The organism is Streptomyces sp. NPDC012466, assembly GCF_042955215.1.
Lineage (GTDB): Bacteria > Actinomycetota > Actinomycetes > Streptomycetales > Streptomycetaceae > Streptomyces.
This window is the reverse complement of sequence record NZ_JBIBEQ010000007.1, coordinates 376148-391230: the sequence shown is the minus strand read 5'-3', so window position 1 is coordinate 391230 and position 15083 is coordinate 376148. Positions and strand designations below refer to the sequence as shown.

Here is a 15083-nt window from a genome sequence, read left to right as displayed (position 1 = left end):
CGTCCTAGAAGAACTCCCCCCACGGCTGGTCCCAGATCTGCTTCACGCACAGGATCAGGAACAGCAGCCCCGCGACGGCGAGCATCACATTGCTCACCGGGCCGTTGCGCCACTCGCGGGGCGTGCGGGGGGAGTTCAGGAGCCAGATCAGCGTGCCGGCGAGGAAGGGCAGGAAAGCCGCGCCGAGCACGCCGTAGATGATGATCAGGCGGAAGGGCTGGCCCTCGAAGAGCAGGATCATCGGCGGGAAGGTCAGCCAGAGCAGATAGGCGCGGAACGGCCAGGAACGCTCGCGTTCGCCCGAGGCGACCTCCGCGCCCTTGGCCTGGCCCCTGCCCGACAGGCGGGCGACGAAGTCGGCGAACATCAGGCTCACCCCGTGCCAGACGCCGATCAGCGAGGTGAAGGACGTGGCGAAGAAGCCGATCAGGAAGAACTTCGCCGTCGCCGAGCCGTACTCGTCCTCCAGGATGTCACCCAGCTGGACCAGGCCCTTGTCGCCGCTCGCGATCGCGACGTTCGCCGAGTGCAGCAGCTCCGCGCCGACGAACAGCATGGCGATGACGAAGATGCCGGTCGTGGCGTAGGCGACGCGGTTGTCCAGCCGCATGACCTTCATCCAGCCGGTGTCGGTCCAGCCCTTGGCGTTGACCCAGTAGCCGTACGCCGCGAGCGTGATCGTGCCGCCCACACCGCCGATCAGACCCAGCGTGTTGAGGATCGAGTCCTTCTCGTCCGGCAGCACCGGCAGGAGCCCGGCGAAGGCGTCGGGGATGTTCGGACTGACGCGGACCGCCAGGTACACCGTCACCACGAACATGACGCCCACCAGGACCGTCATGACCTTCTCGAACACCGCGTACTTGTTGAACCAGACGAAGACCAGTCCGACCAGACCACAGGCGATGCCCCACCACTTGAGGTCCATCACGTCCGGGAACAACGCCTGCAGCGGCAGCGCGCTCGACGACATCGCCGCCGCGCCGTAGACGAACCCCCAGACCACGACGTAGACCGCGAAGAACCACGTGGTCCAGCGGCCGAGGCTCGCCCAGCCGTCGAACAGGGTGCGGCCGGTGGACAGGTGCCAGCGGCCCGCCGCCTCCGCCAGGGAGATCTTCACCAGGCAGCCGATGATCGCGGCCCACAGGAGGGTGTAGCCGAAGTTGCTGCCCGCGATGAGTGTGGCGACCAGGTCGCCGGCACCGACGCCGGTCGCCGCGACGACGATGCCCGGCCCGATGTACTTCCAGCTCGCCTTCCGGGGCTGTGGGGGATGTGTGGCCGCGCTTTCCGTGGTGTTTCCCGTGGTGTCCGCCATGAAGGTCAAGAAACCGCAATGAGGCCGGGCCGACAAGAGGGCCTGAGCGGAATCACCCTGAGGGTGCGAGACCTGCGCGAAACCACCACGCTGAACGTGCGGACCGGAGCCGGGCCCGGCGGCTGGACGCACCGCCGGGGCCCGGCCGGCGGAGCGTCACGGCTGTCGCCGACCGCAGCCGTCCGATCCGCACGTGCCGAGCTCGAACCACACGGTCTTGCCCGGCCCGTCCCGGTGGCAGCCCCACCGCTGGGCGAGCGCGTCCACCAGGAACATCCCACGGCCGCTCTCCCCCGTGCCCGCGTCCAGCACCCGCGGCACGCGGCGTTCGCCGTCGGCGACCTCGCAGCGCAGCACGCCGTGCGCGGCGAAGAGCGTGAGCCGGAAACGGCTCCCGGCGTGCACCAGTGCGTTGGCCGCCAGTTCACCGACGAGCAGTTCGGCCACGTCCGCCACCTCACCGCGCTCGGCGACCCCCCAGGCCTCCAGCTGCCTGCGGACCTCCGCGCGTGCCTCGCGGACGGCGGAGGGCAGCGGTGCGTACTCGACACTCAGATGGCCTGCTCCCAGGGGTGGTTGCGGGAACGGGCCGTAGTGGGCGTCGGGGTCCGGGAGGTACCGCCCGGAGAGTTGCAGCATGGGTCAAGGGTGATCCGCGGGGGCGGTCCGGCGCAGGGGGAGGACTACCCGATCCTCTACCTGTTCGCGCAGGTGGGGTCGTCATGCGTACTGGAGACGGACCGTCGCTCCGTCGGCGTCGTCGCGGATGTCCACGTAGGCGCAGACCTGACGCGCGTACCAGAGCCCCGGGCCCGGTTCCGGGCCCGCGGCGGAGGGCGGGACGAAGCCGGCGAGCGGGTCGTCGAGACGGCGGGCCGAGCGCAGTTCGCAGACGCAGGCGGGTGCCTCGCCCCACAGCAGGGCGTCACCCCCGAGGGGCGCGAGGGCCGCCGCGGTCTCCGCCACGGCGGCGGCGAACAGCTCGGCGTCGGCGGCGGGCAGTCCCCGGGCCGTCGCCCAGCACCGCACGGCCGCGGCGTGCGGCTCTCTCAGGGGCCGCGCACCGGCCGGGGGCAACGGCAGGGGCACGGCGTCGAGTTCGGCCGCGAGGCGCAGCGGGTCCTCGTACACCTCCGTGTCGGGGTGGGTGCGACGGGCCGCCGCGACGACGGCGGGCCCGGCGGTGCGGGTGTCGTAGGCGCACAGGGCGGTCGTGGCCATGGGCGCGAAGAGGAGGTTGGCGAAGGCCTCGTAGCGGATCCACTCGGTGGTCTCGCGGGCCGAGCGGCCGGCGCGGCCGCTCCAGACGGGCTCCATGACGAGGTGGATCCGGCCGCCGGGGCCGGCGTGCGCGGTGAGGTACGCGGCGGCCCGGGCGACGGCGTTGGCGGCGGAGCCGGTGTACCAGTCGGTGTGCGGGATGCAGGTGACGTCCTTCGCGTCGCGGCCGAGGGCGTCCCGCAGGACGTCCAGGTTGCGCGGGGCGGCGATGGCCACCGGCGGCGGTTCGCCGGAGGCGCCGAGTCCTTCGCCGAGGAAGGGCAGGGCGGCGGCGACGAAGCCGTCGTCGGAGTCGAAGACGGCCATGCGGTGGTCGAACGGGCGGAGTTGTCCGGTGGTCATGTGATCCCCTCGGGTCGGTGCGCGTGCGGGTCGTGGGGGGGGGTCAGCGCTGTGCCGTCATCCAGGCGGCGATCTGGCTGCGGTTGCTGAAGCCGAGCTTGCTGAGGATGCGTTCCACATGGCCTTCGGCGGTGCGGCGGGCGATCACCAGGCGGTCCGCGATCTGCTGGTTGGCGAGTCCCTCGGCGACGAGCCGGGCGACTTCGGTCTCGCGGCGGGTCAGACGCACCACGGTGTCGTCGTGCGGCGGCGGGACGGCGGGCTCCGAGGGGTGCGGGCGGCCGGGCTCCTGGAGCGCGTGGCCGGCCAGCTCCGCGAGACCGAGCGCCGCGCCTCGCCGGTGGGCCCGCTCGAACGCCTCGCGCCCCAGGGCCCGGGCGGCCCGCTCCTCGCTGTCCCGGCGTACGGAGGTGAGGACGTGGGCGCCCCAGCGGCCGGTGTCGATGTCGGCCCAGACGCGGTCGGCGCCGCCCAGCAGCAGGGCGGCGTGCCGGTGGGCGTCGCGTGCCGCCGCGACGGACGCCAGCAGGTCGAGGGTGAGGGCGATGCCGATGACGTCGTGCACGGCGAGTTTGAGCCGCAGGGCCTCGCGGGCGTGCCGTTCGGCCCGGGACCAGTCGCCGTGCACGGTGTGCGCGAGGGCGAGCATCCGCAGCACGTACGACCGCACCCATTGCTCGCCGTGCCGCTCGCACAGCGTCAGGGCCTGCTCGCAGACCTGCACGGCCCGCTCGGCCTCCCCCAGAAAGCCCAGCGCACAGGCGAGTTCGACCTGGTCGAGGCCGACGAGGCTGAGGTGCTGGCCGGGCACGGGGCCGCGGGCGACGGTGGTCTCGAAGTGCCTCAGCGCTCCGGGCAGGTCGCCGCCGAACAGCCGGATGACGCCGATGACGTACTCGGCGTGGGCGCCCTCGGCGGTGTCACCGAGGGCACGGGCGAGGGCGAGGGCCTCGGTGGCGTGGCGGTGGCCCCGGGGGAAGTCCCGGGTGGCGGCGGCCAGCAGCCCGGCGACCCAGAGGCCGCGGGCCCGTTCCCGGGTCGGTTCGGGGGCGGCGGTCAGAGCCCGGTCGAGCCAGTACAGGCCCTCGCGGGAGGCGCCGCAGGCGTGCCAGTAGAACCAGAGCGTGCCGGCGAGGCGCAGTGCGGCGAGGGCCTCGCCCGGGGTGGAGAGGCTGAAGTCGAGGGCGGCGCGCAGGTTGTCCCGGTCGGCGCGCAGCCGGGCGACGGTCTCCGGCTGCCCGGGCCCGAACCAGCCGCGCTCGCACTCCTCGGCCCGCCGCAGCATCCAGTCCCGCTGCCGCCGCCGGGCGGCCTCCTCCTCCCCGGCGTCCCGCCGCAACTGCTCCAGCCCGTACTGCCGCAGGGTGTCGAGCAGCCGGTAGCGCACCCCGCCGGGCCCGGGCTCACGGCTGAGCACGGACTTGTCCACGAGCCCGGCGACGGCTTCCAGAACGTCGTCGGCGCGCAGGCCGGGGGCCGGAGCCCGGGTGGACGCCGCGGGGGGCCGGACGTGTGGTCCCGGAGTGTCCGTGAGCCGGGCCTGTGGGCCCAGGGGGTCCGTGAGCCGGGCCTGTGGGCCCAGGGGGTCCGTGAGCCGGACCGGTGCCCCCGAGTCGTCCGGGAGCCGGGCCTGTGACCCCGGGGCGTCCGGGAGCCGGGCCTGTGACCCCGGGGCGTCCGTGAGCCGGGCCTGTGACCCCGGGGCGTCCGTGAGCCGGGCCTGTGATCCCGGGGCGTCCGGGAGCCGGGCAGGGAGCGCGGTCGGGCTGGCGGGCGGAAGCGCCGTCAGGGCCGGGGCCGGCAACGCGACGAGCCGCTCCCCGCCTTCCGGAGGCACGAAGGCGCCCTCCGGGGACCGGGAGACATACGTGGATCGGGAGCCCTCCGGGGACCGGCGGCCCTCCGGTGAACGGGAGCCCTCCGGCGAACGGGAGCCGTCCGGTGAACGGAAGCCGTCCGGCGATCGGGAGCCCTCCGGGGACCGACAGGCTTCCAGCACACAGGGACCCTCCAGGGACCGACAAGCCCCCGACGCACAGCGGCCCTCCAGGGACCGACAAGCCCCCGACGCACAGGGACCCTCCGGCGGCTGGGAACCCTCCGTGGGCCGAGGGGCCGGGCCCTCCGGGATGCCGTCCGCGCACACCGCCTCCGCCGTCTCCAGGTCGAAGCTGCCCGCCAGGACCGACAGCCGGGCCCACACCGTCTGCTCGGGGGTGGTGCACAGGTCGTGGCTCCAGGCGACCGCCGCCCGCAGGGTCTGGTGGCGGGGCAGGGCGGTGGGGCTGCCGGTGGTGAGGAAGCGGTAGCGGTCGCCGAGGCGGTCCAGGAGCTGGTCGACGTCGAGGACGCGCATGCGGACGGCGGCCAGTTCGATGGCGAGGGGCAGACCGTCCAGGCGGTGGCACAGCCGGGCGACGGAGGCGCGGTTGGCGGCGGTGAGGCGGAAGCCGGGGACGACGGCGGCGGCCCGGTCGGCGAAGAGGGTGAGGGCCGGGTAGCCCTCGGCGGCGGCCAGGTCGCCGTCCGGGTCGGGCACCGGCAGCGGCCGTACCTCCAGCAGGTGTTCCTCGGTGAGGCCGAGGCGGTGCCGGCTGGTGGCGAGGATCCGTACGCCCTCGGTGCCGTGCAGCAGGGCCGCCGCGAGCTGGGCGCACGCACCCGCCAGGTGTTCGCAGTTGTCGACGACGAGGAGCAGCCGCCGGTCCCTCACCTGCTCGACGAGGGCGTCCAGGGGCGGCTGGGCGGAGTGGTCGTGGAGCCCGAGCGCGTCGGCGGACGCGAGCGGGACGAGGGCCGGGTCGTGCAGTCCGGACAGGTGCACGAAGCGCACGCCGTCCGGGAAGGCCCGCCGCACCCGGGCCGCGATGCGCGCGGCGAGCCGGGTCTTGCCGACGCCGCCCGGCCCGGTCAGCGTCACCAGTCGTGCGCGGGCCAACAGTTCGCGGCCCTGGGTCAGTTCGCCACGCCGGTCGACGAAACTGGTCGTCTCGGCCGGCAGGTGGTGGTCCCGTCGTGGCGCTGATCCGCCCATGATCAGCCAGTCCTCTGAGGGGTGTCGTCCGGGGATCCGGACACTCCGGCTCCCCTTGCGCGAACCCTCACCCTCTCCCCCTGCGTACACGTATGCACGCCGCGGCCACCCCTGTGGGTGTACTTCCGCCGGGTCACCTCGACCGTGGCGCCGCACGCGTACACTGCGCGGCCACTTTCAGTCTTGACCTGCTCATGCCATTAGCAGAACGATGTGCGCCACCCGCACCAAGCACGTCGCACGGAACAACCCCACCTCCCACAAGGAGATTTCATGCGACTTCGCATACGAGGCTCCGGTGCCCGCACCGGCAGACGCACCGCCGCCCTCGCCGGCCTCCTCGCCCTCGCCCTCGCGGCGCCCTTGTCCGCGACGACGACCGACGCCACCGCCGACAGCGCCCGTCAAGCGGCCGCCACGGCCGACGACGTCCGCCAGTACGAGGTCCATCTGCACTCGACGGCCGAGGACCGCACGGCACTTCAGCGCACGGGCGTGACCGTGGACGAGGTCCACGGCCACGGTGTCGTGGTCTCCGGCCGCGCCGCCCAGATCAAGAAGCTGCGCGCGCTGGGCTACGAGGTCGCCCCGCTCGGCGCGGTGCCCGACCGCTCCGCGGGCGAGGACGGCGTCCGGCTCTTCGACTTCCCGTCGGGCGACTCGAAGTACCACAACTACGCGGAGATGACGAGCGAGATCAACGCGATCGTCTCGGCCAACCCGTCCATCGCGAGCCAGCGCGTGATCGGCACGTCGTACCAGGGCCGGAACATCGTCGCCATCAAGATCAGCGACAACGTCGGCTCCGACGAGTCCGAACCGGAGGTGCTGTTCACGCACCACCAGCACGCCCGCGAGCACCTGACCGTCGAGATGGCGCTCTACCTGCTGCGCGAGCTGACCTCCGACTACGGTTCCGACTCACGCGTCACCGGAATGGTGAACAACCGTGAGATCTGGATCATCCCGGACATCAACCCGGACGGCGGTGAGTACGACATCGCCACCGGCTCGTACCGCTCCTGGCGCAAGAACCGGCAGCCCAACTCCGGCTCGTCGTACGTCGGTACGGACCTGAACCGCAACTGGAACTACCGCTGGGGCTGCTGCGGCGGCTCCTCGGGCTCCACGTCGTCCGACACCTACCGGGGGTCGTCCGCCGAGTCCGCACCCGAGGTGAAGGTCGTGGCGGACTTCGTGCGCAGCCGGGTCGTCGGCGGCACGCAGCAGATCAAGGCGGGGGTCGACTTCCACACCTACAGCGAGCTGGTGCTGTGGCCGTTCGGCTACACGTACTCCGACACGGCGACCGGCATGACCGCGGACGACAACGCGGCGTTCAAGGCGGTCGGGCGGAAGATGGCCGCGAGCAACGGGTACACGGCGGAGCAGTCCAGCGACCTGTACATCACCGACGGGTCGATCGACGACTATCTCTGGGGCACGCACAAGATCTTCGCGTACACCTTCGAGATGTACCCCCGGTCCGGTGGGGGTGGGTTCTACCCGCCCGACGAGGTGATCGAGCGGGAGACCTCCCGTAACCGCGATGCGGTGCTGCAACTGCTGGAGAACGCGGACTGCATGTACCGGTCGATCGGCAAGGAGAGCCAGTACTGCGCCTAGCCGGCGTCTTCCTCGAAGTAGGCGTCCAGCACCGCGTCCAACTGCGCGTCCCACTCCTTGAAGTGGCTCCTGGCCGGCGCCTCGATCTCGATCGGGTACCAGCGCCGGTCAGGGGTGTGGACGGTGACGGTGTACCGCTTGCCGAAACGGGCCGTCTCCGTCTCCACCGCGCCGATCTCGTCCCAGCGGAACTCGCATTCCTGGTCGTCCAGGGACAGTCGTACGCCTCTGTGGTCGGCGACCAGCCTGGCGCGGCGGTCGGACGCCTCGAAGACGGGGCCGTCGGCCTCGGTGTCCTCCTCCGGCTCGGAGGGGGACGTCTCTGCCGTCTCCTCCGCCTCGGCGGCTTCCTCTTCGGCCTCCTCGACGTCCACGGCCTCGGGCTTCTTCTCCGGCTCGCCGTCCTCCGTCCGTGGGGACGCGGGTGACGTGAGCCCGGGGATGAAGGCCGGGTCGAATCCGGCGCCTTCCAGGGGCTGGCTGCTCGAACCTATGCGCTGCTCCACAGCGGAGCAGTATGGTCGACAAACCTGTGCGGCACACAGTCGACCCCGGCATCGTTATGAGACGCCTACACGAACAGACTCAAAACCGCCGCCACCGCGAACCCCGCCACCGACAGCACGCTCTCCAGAACGGTCCAGGTCTTGAGGGTGTCGCGCTCGCTGATGCCGAAGTACTTCGCGACCATCCAGAAGCCGCCGTCGTTGACGTGCGAGGCGAAGATGGAGCCGGCCGAGATGGCCATGATGACCAGGGCGACGAAGGCCTGGGAGTGGTCACCCTCGGAGAGCAGGGGGGCGACGATGCCGGCCGTCGTGACGATGGCGACCGTCGCCGAGCCCTGGGCGACGCGCAGCACGACGGAGATCAGGTAGGACAGGACGAGCACCGGCAGGCCCACGTCGTCGAACGTGTCCGAGAGCGCCTGGGCGACGCCGCTGGCCTTGAGGACGGCGCCGAAGACGCCGCCCGCGCCGACCACCAGCAGGATGTTGCCGACCGGCTTGAGGGACGCGGTCGACACCGTCTCCAGGGACTTGCGGGACCATCCTCGGCGGATGCCCAGCAGGTAGTACGCGAGGAACAGGGCGATCGTCAGCGCCACGAACGGGTTGCCGAAGAACTCGATCACCGAGCGGAGGGATGGGGGCACCCCCTGCTCGGAGCCCGTCGGAGAGCTCGGGGGAGGGTCCAGGGCGATCGAGGAGAACGTCGCGGCGAGGATGAGCACCAGCGGGGTGCCGATGATGCCGAGGACCGTGCCGAGGGAGACCGGCTGCTCGCTGGGGGCGGCCCCGGCGGCCCGCTGCTCGTCGACGACGGCCCGCTTGGCCTCCTGAGCCGCCTCGACCATGTCCTGCGGGACGGGCACGAAGATACGGCGGCCGATCCACGCTGCGTAGCCCCACGCGGCCACCACGGCGGGCAGACCGCAGACGATGCCCATCAGGATGACCCAGCCGAGGTCGACGTTCAGCAGACCGGCGGCGGCCACCGGGCCGGGGTGCGGGGGCAGGAAGGCGTGCGTGACGGACAGGCCCGCGAGCAGCGGCAGGCAGTAGAGCAGGATCGACTTGCCCGAGCGCTTGGCGGCGGCGTAGACGAGCGGGGCTAGGACGAAGATGCCGACGTCGAAGAAGACCGGGATACCGAAGATCAGGCCGGTCAGGCCCATGGCGAGCGGGGCTCGTCGTTCACCGAACAGGCCGAGCAGACGCCTCGCCAGCACCTCGGCGCCACCGCTGACTTCGAGGATCGCGCCGAGCATGGTGCCCAGGCCGATGATGATGGCGACATGGCCGAGGATGCCGCCCATGCCGGATTCGATGGTGGAGACGGCGTCCGACTTCTGGACGGTGCCGAAGAGTTCGGTGACCGACAGACCGGCGGCCAGGCCGACGGCTATGGAGACCGCGAGCAGGGCGACGAACGGCTGGAGTCTCGCCTTGATGATGAGGAACAGCAGCAGCACGATGCCGAGCGCGGCGGTGAGCAGGAGTCCGGCCGTGCCGTCGACGAGGAGGAGCAGTCCTCCGGTGTGCGGCGGGGTCTCGGCGGGGGCGGACGCAGCGAGCGGGTGGGACATTCGGGGGTCCTCTGCGTAAATGCATACAGCTTCTGGGTAGGGGGGAGCGCGGCGCGGCGCATCGAAGGCGCCGCGCCTCGACGAAGGCGGGGTGGGGTGGGTCAGCCGAGGACGGCCAGCGCGTCGATCTCGACGAGGAGTCCCGCGGGCAGGCCGACGTAGACCGTCGTGCGCGCGGCGGGCGGCTGGGTCAGCCCCTGCTCCTCGAAGTACGCGTTGTAGATCTCGTTCATCTCGGCGAAGTGGGCCACGTCCGTCAGGTAGACGCGGATCATCATCACGTCGTCCCAGGAGGCGCCGCCCTCCTCCAGGATCGCCTTGACGTTGGCGAGGGTCTGGAGGGTCTGCTCGCGCAGGGTGGGCCCGGCGGGCGTGGGCGCCTTGCCCTCCTCGGCGGGCAGGAAGCCGACCTGGCCGGCGACCTGGAGGATGTTGCCCTTCCTCACCCCGTGCGAGAACTTCGCCGGCGGGGTGGTGTGGGTCGTGGGGGTGAGCGCGATCTTGTCCGTCATACGGTGCCCTTCACTGGTGTCCTGCCGGAGTACTCGCCGCTGATGGCGTCCGCCGTGCGGCGCACCAGCGGCAGGAGGGTGAGGAGTTCGTCGGCGGTGACGACGACGTTCGGCGCGGAGACCGACATCGCGGCGACGACGCGGCCGTCGGCGCCGCGGACGGGCGCCGCGACGCAGTTGATGGACTCCTCGTGGCCGCCGAGGTCGGTGGCCCAGCCCTGTTCGCGCACCTTCTCCAGTTCACGCAGGAACGCGCCGGCGTTGGGTGTCGAACGGGACGTGTAGGTGGGGTAGTCGAGTTTCTCCGCGACCGCCCGCCGCTCGTGCTCGGGCAGGTCGGCCAGGAGCAGCTTGGCGACCGCGGCGACGGTGATGGCCACGGGCTTGCCGATGCGGGAGTACATCCGCACCGGGTAGCGGCTCTCGACCTTGTCGATGTAGAGGACCTCGTTCTCCTCGTACACGGCGAGGTGCACGGTGTGCCCGCAGTCCTCGTTGAGGCGGACCAGGTGGGGGTGGGCGATCTCGCGGACGTCGAGGTTCTCCATCGCCTCCTGGGCGAGGGCGAAGAGCCGGGCGCCCAGGCGGTAGCGCTGGTCGGACTGGCGGTAGACGAGTCCGTGCTCGTGCAGGGTGCGCAGCAGGCGCAGTGCCGTGGACTTGTGCACACCGAGGCGGTCGGCGACCTGCCCCAGGTCGGCGGGGCCCTCGGCGAGCAACGGCAGGATGCTGAGCGCGCGGTCGACGGTCTGGCTCATGGCGTACGTACCTCCTCGTCGGCCCGCTGTGTCCGCTCGGTCCAGCCCGGGCCGAGTCGCAGTCTCCCCCATGCCGCGTCGTCCAGGGCGACGAGCCGGTCGGCGTGCTCCCGCGCGGGCGGTGTGGCGAGGTCACCGGGCACGGTGAGGGCGGCGGCGGCCATCAGATGCCCGTGCCGCAGCCGGTCCCGGACGGGCAGTCCGCGCAGGGTGGCGGAGAGGAACCCGGCGGCGAAGGCGTCTCCCGCGCCGACGGCGGCGACGACGTCCACGCGGGGGGCGGGGGCGAGGGTGGCCGTGCCGTCCGCGTCCTCCGTGTCACTGAGGTCCTTGTCGAGGGCGACGGCGCCACCCGGGCCCATCTTGACGACCACGAGCTCGGGCTCGGGCAGCGCGTCCCGGACCGCGGACGCGCCGTGCAGTCCCCACGCGTCGAGGGCCTCGTCGGAGCCGACGAAGACGAGGTCCGCGCGGCGGGCGAGGTCCAGCAGGACCCGGGGCCCGTCGGGGTCGGGCCAGAGCCCCGGCCGGTGGTTGATGTCGAAGGAGACGAGCGGCCGCCGCGGGTCCGGCTCGGTCAGTTCCCACAGCAGGTCCAGGCAGCTCCCGGAGAGCGCGGCCGTGATCCCCGACAGGTGCAGCACCCGGGCGGCCCGGACGGCCGCCAGGTCCACGGTGTCGGTGGACATCGCCGAGGCGGCCGATCCGGCCCGGTAGTAGGCCACCTCGTGGGCGTCGGTGGCCCGGTCCCCCGCCGTGCGGAAGTAGATGCCGGTCGGACGCGCCGGATCGCGCCGTACGGACGCGACGTCGACGCCGTAGGACCCGATCTCCTCGACGAGGTGGTCGCCGAAGCCGTCGGCGCCGACCGCGCCGACCCACCGCACGGAGTGCCCCGCCGCCGCCAGCACGCACGCCACGTTGGACTCCGCCCCGCCGATGCACCGCTCGAACGACGGCACGTCGGCGAGGCGGCCCGGCCGGGAGGGCAGGAACGTGACCATGGACTCGCCGAGCGCGACGACGTCCACGACGTCGGGGCCGTTGCAGGGTCCGGTGGGGGTCACGATGCTCGTAGCTCCTCGGCGAGGTCGGTGGGTGGCGGTTTCATTGACCGGCGGTGGCCGAGATGTTAGACAGCGTTGAGCAACATACGCAATGAAGGTTGCAAGAGATGCAACACCGCTGATCAGGAGGCTCCATGACAGCCGACACCGCAGCCGAGTCCCTCGCCCGGCTCGCCGCAGAACGCGTCGACCACCGGTTCAAGGGCCTCCCGCCGGAGGCCGACGGACTGACCGTCGGCGAGCTGGCCGGCCAGCGCCGCAACCTCTTCACCGGCGGCTTCGCCACGCCCGTGCTCGCACTGTCCGCCGAGCGCCTGGAGCACAACCTGAGGCTCATGGAGACGTACGCGGCCCGGCACGGCCTGGCCTTCGCGCCGCACGGCAAGACCTCCATGGCGCCGCAGCTGTTCCAGCGGCAGATCGAGCACGGGGCGTGGGGCATCACCCTGGCCGTGCCGCACCAGGTGCGGGTGGCGCGCGCCTTCGGGACCCGGCGCGTGTTCCTCGCCAACGAGCTGGTCGACGCGGCGGCCCTGCGCTGGATCGCCGCCGAGCTCGACGCCGACCCGGACTTCCGGTTCGTCTGCTACGTCGACTCCGTGCGCGGCGTCGAGCTGATGGACGCAGCCCTCCGGGACGCCACGCGGCCCCTGGACGTCGTCGTCGAGCTCGCGGCCGGCGAGGGCGCCCGGACCGGGGTGCGTACGGAGGCGGAGTGCGCGGCGGTCGCGGACGCGGTGGCGGGCACGCGGACGCTGCGGCTGGTCGGTGTCGCGGGCTACGAGGGCGAGGTGCCGAAGGCCGACACCGGGCGGGTGACGGCGTGGCTGCGGCGGCTGGTCGCGCTCGCCGCCGAGTTCGACGAGGCGGGGCGGTTCACCGGACTGGACGAGATCGTGGTCAGCGCGGGCGGCAGCGCCTGGTTCGACGCGGTCGCCGACGTCTTCGCGGAGATCCCGGAACTGTCGCTCCCCGTGCTGAAGTTGCTCCGCTCCGGCGCCTACGTCTCGCACGACGACGGGCGCTACCGCAAGCTGACCCCGTTCAACCGGGTCCCCGAGGAGGGCGCGCTGGAGCCGGCGTTCCGCCTGTGGACCCAGGTGGTCTCGCGGCCGTCGGCCGAACAGGCCTTCGTCAACGCGGGCAAGCGGGACGCGGCCTACGACCTCGACCTGCCCTTCGCCCAGGTGATCCGCCGGGACGGCACCGAGCGCCCGGCCACCGGCGTGTCGGTGACGGCCCTGTCCGACCAGCACGCCTGGCTCGCCACCACCCCGGAGGCGGATCTGGAGGTCGGCGACTGGGTGGGCCTCGGCCTGTCCCACCCGTGCACCTCGTTCGACAAGTGGCAGCTGATCCCCGTCGCGGAGGCGGACGGCACGGTCGTCGACTACGTCCGCACGTTCTTCTAGGAGGCCAGGCGCGATGGAAGAACTCGTCATCCGGGACGCCGACGTCGTCGACGGCTCCGGCGCGGACGCGTACCGGGCCGATGTGGTGGTCGACGGCGGCCGGATCGTCTCCATCGTCAAGGAGGCCGCCGCGGCCGGCTGTCAGCGGCCGAAGGCGCGCCGGGAGCTGGACGCCGAGGGCCTGGTCCTCTCCCCCGGCTTCGTCGACATGCACGCCCACAGCGACCTGGCGCTGCTGCGCGACCCCGACCACAGCGCCAAGGCCGCGCAGGGCGTCACCCTGGAGGTCATCGGCCAGGACGGCCTGTCGTACGCGCCGGTCGACGACCGCACGCTCGGCGAGGTGCGGCGGGCGATCGCCGGGTGGAACGGCCCGGGCGACGACATCGACTTCGACTGGCGCACGGTCGGCGAGTACCTGGACCGGCTGGACCGGGGGATCGCCGTGAACGCGGCCTACCTCGTTCCGCAGGGCACGGTCCGGGCGCTCGCCGTCGGCTGGGAGGACCGCGCGGCCACACCCGCCGAGCTGGAGCGGATGCGCCGGCTGGTCGCCGAGGGCCTGGAGCAGGGCGCCGTCGGCATGTCGTCGGGGCTGACGTACACGCCCGGCATGTACGCGCGGAACGCCGAACTGACCGAACTGTGCCGGGTGGTGGCCTCCTACGGCGGCTACTACTGCCCGCACCACCGCTCCTACGGCGCCGGGGCCCTTCAGGCCTACGAGGAGATGGTCGCCCTGACCCGGGAGGCGGGCTGCTCCCTGCATCTCGCCCACGCCACCATGAACTTCGGCGTGAACGAGGGCCGGGCACCCGAGCTGCTGACCCTGCTGGACGAGGCGCTGGCGGCCGGGTCCGACATCAGCCTCGACACCTACCCGTACACCCCGGGCTGTACGACGCTGGCGGCCGTGCTGCCGAGCTGGGCGAGCGAGGGCGGCCCGGAGGAGACCCTCAGGCGGCTGGCGGACGAGGAGACCGCGGAACGCGTCCGCCACCACCTGGAGGTCACCGGGTCCGACGGCTGCCACGGCGTGCCGGTCGACTGGGACACCATCGAGATCTCCGGCGTGAACGATCCGGCCCTGGCCGATTTCGTCGGCCGGACGGTCCGGGAGTCGGCGGACCGGCGGCGCGAGGAGCCCTGGGTGACCGCGCGCGGGCTGCTGCTGGCGGACCGGCTGGCCCCGACGATCCTCCAGCACGTGGGCCACGAGGAGAACGTCCGGGCGATCATGCGCCACCGGGTGCACACGGGCGGTTCGGACGGCATCCTCCAGGGCGCCAAGCCGCACCCGCGCGCCTACGGCACCTTCCCGCACTACCTCGGGCACTACGTCAGGGAGTTGGGGGTGCTGTCGCTGGAGGAGTGCGTCGCGCACCTCACCTCGCGCCCGGCCGCGCGGCTGCGGCTGCCCGACCGGGGCCTGGTCCGCGAGGGTTACAGGGCCGACCTGGTCCTCTTCGACCCGGCGACGGTCGCGGCGGGCTCGACCTTCGCGCAGCCGCGCACGCTCCCGACGGGCATTCCGTACGTCCTGGTCGACGGCCGGTTCGTCATCGAGGACGGCCGGCGCACGGACGTGCTGGCGGGCCGGGCGGTCCGCAGGACTCCTCCCGCGTGACCGCCCGGCCGGCA

12 protein-coding genes are annotated in these 15083 nt (G+C 72.5%); 3 read left to right on the top strand and 9 right to left on the bottom strand.

The window, feature by feature from the left end; genetic code table 11:
• Positions 1-4 precede the first annotated feature (4 nt).
• The 4 genes from ACFY9E_RS26655 to ACFY9E_RS26640 form a co-directional block, all read right to left on the bottom strand.
• Positions 5-1321, bottom strand: a complete 1317-nt coding sequence (locus ACFY9E_RS26655) for an Nramp family divalent metal transporter (protein WP_390988131.1) — start codon at positions 1319-1321, stop codon at positions 5-7.
• A 156-nt stretch (positions 1322-1477) separates the two neighbouring features.
• Positions 1478-1960 (bottom strand): ATP-binding protein, encoded by a 483-nt coding sequence (locus tag ACFY9E_RS26650; RefSeq protein WP_390988129.1) that lies wholly within the window; start codon positions 1958-1960, stop codon positions 1478-1480.
• Between the two features lie 81 nt (positions 1961-2041).
• A complete protein-coding gene (locus ACFY9E_RS26645; protein ID WP_390988128.1) occupies positions 2042-2944 on the bottom strand; it encodes an anti-sigma factor RsbA family regulatory protein in 903 nt (300 codons plus the stop codon).
• A gap of 43 nt (positions 2945-2987) precedes the next feature.
• On the bottom strand, positions 2988-5978 hold the full coding sequence (locus ACFY9E_RS26640; RefSeq protein WP_390988126.1) for a LuxR C-terminal-related transcriptional regulator: 2991 nt from the start codon (positions 5976-5978) through the stop codon (positions 2988-2990).
• A 273-nt stretch (positions 5979-6251) separates the two neighbouring features.
• On the opposite strand from ACFY9E_RS26640, the gene ACFY9E_RS26635 reads away from it, so the two are divergent.
• A complete protein-coding gene (locus ACFY9E_RS26635; protein ID WP_390988124.1) occupies positions 6252-7604 on the top strand; it encodes a M14 family zinc carboxypeptidase in 1353 nt (450 codons plus the stop codon).
• Here ACFY9E_RS26635 and ACFY9E_RS26630 read toward each other — a convergent pair.
• The 5 genes from ACFY9E_RS26630 to ACFY9E_RS26610 all read right to left on the bottom strand — a co-directional run bounded on the left by ACFY9E_RS26630 (position 7601) and on the right by ACFY9E_RS26610 (position 12030).
• Positions 7601-8110, bottom strand: coding sequence for a hypothetical protein (locus ACFY9E_RS26630; protein WP_390988123.1), 510 nt, complete (start codon positions 8108-8110; stop codon positions 7601-7603). The genes ACFY9E_RS26635 and ACFY9E_RS26630 overlap by 4 nt on opposite strands.
• A gap of 65 nt (positions 8111-8175) precedes the next feature.
• Positions 8176-9693, bottom strand: coding sequence for a gluconate:H+ symporter (locus tag ACFY9E_RS26625; RefSeq protein ID WP_390988121.1), 1518 nt, complete (start codon positions 9691-9693; stop codon positions 8176-8178).
• 101 nt (positions 9694-9794) lie between these two features.
• A complete protein-coding gene (locus ACFY9E_RS26620) occupies positions 9795-10205 on the bottom strand; it encodes a Rid family hydrolase (RefSeq protein ID WP_390988119.1) in 411 nt (136 codons plus the stop codon).
• A complete protein-coding gene (locus ACFY9E_RS26615; protein WP_390988117.1) occupies positions 10202-10963 on the bottom strand; it encodes an IclR family transcriptional regulator C-terminal domain-containing protein in 762 nt (253 codons plus the stop codon). The genes ACFY9E_RS26620 and ACFY9E_RS26615 overlap by 4 nt, the downstream gene beginning before the upstream one ends.
• Positions 10960-12030 carry a PfkB family carbohydrate kinase gene (locus tag ACFY9E_RS26610; protein WP_390988115.1) on the bottom strand — a complete coding sequence of 357 codons (1071 nt, stop codon included), beginning with the start codon at positions 12028-12030 and terminating at the stop codon, positions 10960-10962. The genes ACFY9E_RS26615 and ACFY9E_RS26610 overlap by 4 nt, the downstream gene beginning before the upstream one ends.
• Positions 12031-12164: 134 nt before the next feature.
• Here ACFY9E_RS26610 and ACFY9E_RS26605 point away from each other — a divergent pair, with 134 nt between their 5' ends.
• Entirely contained in the window at positions 12165-13442 is a 1278-nt protein-coding gene (locus ACFY9E_RS26605; RefSeq protein WP_390988113.1) for an alanine racemase, read from the top strand.
• A gap of 13 nt (positions 13443-13455) precedes the next feature.
• Entirely contained in the window at positions 13456-15069 is a 1614-nt protein-coding gene (locus ACFY9E_RS26600; protein ID WP_390988111.1) for an amidohydrolase family protein, read from the top strand.
• Positions 15070-15083 lie beyond the last annotated feature (14 nt).